Below are 4,092 nucleotides of genomic sequence, written 5' to 3'. Positions count from 1 at the left end.
GCCATTCTGGATGAAACCGACAGCGGGCTGGACATCGACGCACTGCGGATCGTGGGCGACGGCATCAACCGCATCATGCGCGCGCCGGACAAGGCGGTCGTGCTGATTACCCATTACCAACGCCTGCTCGACTATGTGCAGCCCGATTTCGTGCATGTGCTGGCCGACGGTCGCATCGTGCGCTCCGGCGGGCCGGAGCTGGCCAAGGAGCTGGAGCGCGAAGGTTACGGAGCGATCGCGGCGTGAGCGACCTGCCCACCAACAAGATGGAGGCGTGGCGCTGGACTGACATGTCCGCGCTTGAGGCCGCCCGCGCCACCCCGCGCGCGTCCGCCGTGCCGTCGGTCGAGGATTTCTGGATCGAGGATGAAGGTCCGCGCCTGGTGTTCGTCGACGGCGTGTTCGACGCCGCGCGCAGCACCCCCGGCCCCGTCACGGTCGAGGCGCTGAGCGCCGACAGCAACCACCCGCTCGCCGCCGCGACCGCGGGCACCGGCTGGCGCGTGTCGCTGGATGCCGAGCGCGCCGTTACCGATATTCAGATCGTTCATGTCGCCACCGGCGGCGAAAACCACCTGCCCGGGCGGATCGAGCTTGGCCGCGATGCCGTGGCTTCGGTGGTCGAAACCTATATCGGCACCGGCTGGTCCAACCGACTGACGACGCTGGCGCTGGCTGAGGGTGCGCGCCTGATGCGTTCGGTCCGCATCCTTCAGGACAGCGGCTTCGTGTCGCTGCGCGACGAAGCCACGATCGGACAGGCCGCCAGCCTTGTCAGCATTTTCCTGGGCGCGGGCGGGGCCGCCGCGCGGATCGACGGGCATCTGCACGTCACCGGCAATGGCGGTTTTGCCGAAATGGGCGGCGCGCTGCTGACACGCGGCGATGAGCGCAAGGAATGCGCCGTCACCGTGCTGCACGACGCGCTTGACGGGTCGAGCAAGCAATATTGGCGCGCCGTCGCCGCCGACCGTTCGGCCGCCAGCCTGGCCGCTCGCGTCGACGTGGCTCGCGGCGCACAGAAAACCGATGGTGAACAGTCACTTCGCGGACTTCTTTTGCATCGCACGGCAACGGTGAACCTCAAGCCCGAACTCGAAATCTTCGCAGATGATGTGAAGTGCGCGCATGGCGCGACGGTGGGTGAGTTGGACAAGCGCGCGCTGTTCTATCTCAAATCGCGCGGCATCCCGCATGGGCTGGCGACCGCAATGCTGACCCGCGCCTTTGTCGCCGATGCCATCGACCGCATCGGTGAAGATACCGTTCGCAAAGCCTTCACGGCGGATGCCGAACGCTGGCTGACGGCGGCGCTGTGATGCTGTCCTACACGCCTTTGCCGGTGTATCGCCGCGTCATGGCTCACACCCGCCCCGCCCTGCCGCTGCGCCCGGCGCGGCGGCTGGAGCGGGGACTCCATGGCCCCCGTGGTGTGAAGTTTGACAAGTTACAGCCAGGAAGGCGCGCCGCATGACCGTCATGGCCGACGCGCGCCCGCTGGACCTGCTCGCCGATTTTCCGGCGATCCCCGATGGCTGGGCTTATCTGGACACCGCCGCGACCGCGCAGAAACCACGCGCGGTGATCGATGCGATCACCCGCGGCTATGACACCACTTATGCCACGGTGCATCGCGGGGTCTATCAACGCTCGGCCGACATGACATTGGCCTACGAAGCCGCGCGACGCCGCGTAGCGGACTTTATCGGCGCGGGCAGCCCGGACGAGTGCATATTCGTGCGCGGCGCGACGGAGGGGATCAACCTCGTCGCGCAAAGCTGGGCTGCAACGCATCTAAAGCCGGGCGACCGCATCTTGTTGTCGCTGCTTGAGCACCACTCGAACATCGTGCCGTGGCAATTGGTCGCCGGGCGGCTGGGCGTCGAAATCGACGTCGTGCCGCTGACCGACGATCATTCGATCGACCTCGACGCGATGGCCGCGATGCTGACGCCGGCGCACAAGCTGGTCGCGCTGGCGCATGTGTCGAACGTCACCGGCGCCATTCTCGACGCGTGCCGCGCCGCCGATCTGGCGCATGGCGTTGGCGCGAAACTGCTGCTCGACGGATGTCAGTCCGTGCCGCGCATGGCCGTCGACGTTCAGGCGCTCGACTGCGATTTCTACGTCTTTTCAGCGCACAAGCTCTATGGCCCCACCGGCATCGGCGTGCTGTGGGGCCGGGCCGACCTGCTTGACGCCATGCCGCCATGGCAAGGCGGCGGCGCCATGATCGACAAGGTATCGTTCGCGGGCACCAGCTATGCTCCCGCCCCCGCCCGGTTCGAGGCGGGCACGCCGCATATCGTCGGCGTGCTGGGCCTCCATGCCGCGATTGATTATGTCGACGCGATCGGGCTGGATACGATCCACGCGCATGAGACCGTTTTGGTGAAGCAGACGCGCGACGCACTGTCCGCGCTTAATTCGGTGCGGCTGTTCGGCCCGGCGGACTCGGCGGGGATTGTCAGTTTCGTGGTCGACGGGGTGCATCCGCATGACATCGGCACCATATTGGATGAGGGCCATGTTGCGATCCGCGCTGGCCACCACTGCGCGCAACCGCTGATGGATGCACTTGAAATCCTCGCCACCGCGCGCGCCAGCTTCGGCGTTTATAACGGGCCGGCCGATATCGATCGACTCGTCAAGGGAATTGAACGCGTTACACGGATTTTCGGATAATGGATGACAGGATCAAGGTCGAAGAAGTCGAAACCGTTGAAAGCCCGCCGCGCGCGCGCGTTGGCGATGCGGACGATGGCGCGCGGCCAGAGCGGACGCGCGATTACCTCGACGGCTTCCTCTCGCAAAAGCCCGTCGAGACGGCGGGCGGTCAACCCGGCGGCGCCGTCTATGATGCGATCATCGCGGCGTTGAAGGAAATTTTTGATCCCGAAATACCCGTCAATATCTACGACCTTGGCCTGATTTATGGAGTCGAGGTGTCAGAAGACGGCCATGCCGCCGTCACCATGACATTGACCACCCCCCACTGCCCCGTCGCTGAATCGATGCCGATGGAGGTCGAACTGCGCGTCGGCGCGGTGCCCGGCGTCGGCGCGGTCGATGTGAATCTGGTCTGGGACCCGCCCTGGGACCCGATGAAGATGTCGGACGAAGCCCGCCTTGAACTGGGAATGCTGTGATGACAACTGCCACCCGCACTCGCCCACAGGCGATTCATCTGACTCCCGCCGCCGAAGCGCGCGTCGCCGACCTGATGTCGCGCGCGCCCGCCGATGCCATCGGCGTAAAGCTGTCCACGCCGCGCCGGGGCTGTTCGGGTCTGGCCTATTCGGTCGATTACGTCACCACCGCCGATCCGATGGACGAGCGGATCGAAACGCCCGACGGCGCCTTCTTCGTCGATGGCGGATCGGTGCTTTACCTGATCGGCTCGACCATGGACTGGGTCGAGGACGATTTCACCGCCGGGTTCGTGTTCAACAATCCCAATGCCAAGGGCGCGTGTGGCTGCGGAGAGAGCTTTACCGTTTAACCCGATTCAGCGCGCCCGTGTCCAGCTCTGGCTGCGACAAAACACGGCAACGCAACCCTTTACCGACAGGCTGTTGCCACTTGCTTTCAGGATCGAGCGATAGGTTTTGCCCGATTTCGGATCATAGATCTGCCCGCGCCAGTCGGTGCCCTCGTCCTTGAACCGGGTCAGGATGTTGATGCCGACAAAGGGCCGGTTGCGAAGCGCCGGATCGGGATTTTTGACATCGGTCGTCGGCGCCCCCGGCGTCGGCTTCAACACCCGCTCGATCGCCCCGCACAGCGACGGGCCGCACGGGCGGATGTTGACGACCGCCTGTCCGCCCTCGGTCAACCAGCGCCCGGCAATCGGATCAGCGGCGTGCGCGGGCGCGGTGGCGACGAACAGGCCGGCGACGGCGACGGGAATCAGGGGCTTACGCATCATGGCGACCAGGATTAGGACGCCGGTGCTTTCGCGGCAATGACTGGAAAGGGTCGGGACATGGGCGACTGGACGATCGGGATCATCGGCGGGTCGGGCCTGTATGATGTGGAGGGGATCGAGGATGGCCGCTGGGTCGAAATCGAAACACCCTGGGGCGCGCCATC

The 4,092-nt window shown here is 65.4% G+C and carries 5 protein-coding genes and 2 pseudogenes; 6 read left to right on the top strand and 1 reads right to left on the bottom strand.

The window, feature by feature from the left end; all coding sequences use genetic code 11:
• From sufC to VL973_RS08630, 5 genes and pseudogenes are all read left to right on the top strand, one after another.
• Positions 1-246 (top strand): annotated as a pseudogene (gene sufC, locus VL973_RS08650) (Fe-S cluster assembly ATPase SufC); the annotation flags it as partial.
• Positions 243-1,319 (top strand): SufB/SufD family protein, encoded by a 1,077-nt coding sequence (locus VL973_RS08645; RefSeq protein ID WP_325283622.1) that lies wholly within the window; start codon positions 243-245, stop codon positions 1,317-1,319. The pseudogene sufC and the gene VL973_RS08645, both read left to right, overlap by 4 nt.
• A gap of 151 nt (positions 1,320-1,470) precedes the next feature.
• A complete protein-coding gene (locus VL973_RS08640; protein ID WP_325283621.1) occupies positions 1,471-2,685 on the top strand; it encodes a cysteine desulfurase in 1,215 nt (404 codons plus the stop codon).
• On the top strand, positions 2,685-3,149 hold the full coding sequence (locus VL973_RS08635; RefSeq protein WP_325283620.1) for an SUF system Fe-S cluster assembly protein: 465 nt from the start codon (positions 2,685-2,687) through the stop codon (positions 3,147-3,149). Before VL973_RS08640 ends, VL973_RS08635 begins: the two co-directional genes overlap by 1 nt.
• The gene (locus VL973_RS08630; RefSeq protein ID WP_325283619.1) at positions 3,149-3,502 is read left to right on the top strand and encodes a HesB/IscA family protein; all 354 of its coding nucleotides are present in this window, start codon (positions 3,149-3,151) and stop codon (positions 3,500-3,502) included. Before VL973_RS08635 ends, VL973_RS08630 begins: the two co-directional genes overlap by 1 nt.
• Positions 3,503-3,508: 6 nt before the next feature.
• Here the strand turns inward: VL973_RS08630 and VL973_RS08625 are convergent, their stop codons facing one another.
• Entirely contained in the window at positions 3,509-3,925 is a 417-nt protein-coding gene (locus VL973_RS08625; protein WP_325283618.1) for a DUF2147 domain-containing protein, read from the bottom strand.
• Between the two features lie 60 nt (positions 3,926-3,985).
• Here VL973_RS08625 and VL973_RS08620 point away from each other — a divergent pair.
• Positions 3,986-4,092: pseudogene (locus VL973_RS08620) on the top strand (S-methyl-5'-thioadenosine phosphorylase); the annotation flags it as partial.

Source organism: Sphingomonas sp., from assembly GCF_035490575.1.
Taxonomy (GTDB): Bacteria; Pseudomonadota; Alphaproteobacteria; order Sphingomonadales; family Sphingomonadaceae; genus Sphingomonas.
Note: the sequence above shows the minus strand (reverse complement) of the source record. Positions and strands in the feature narration are given on the sequence as shown.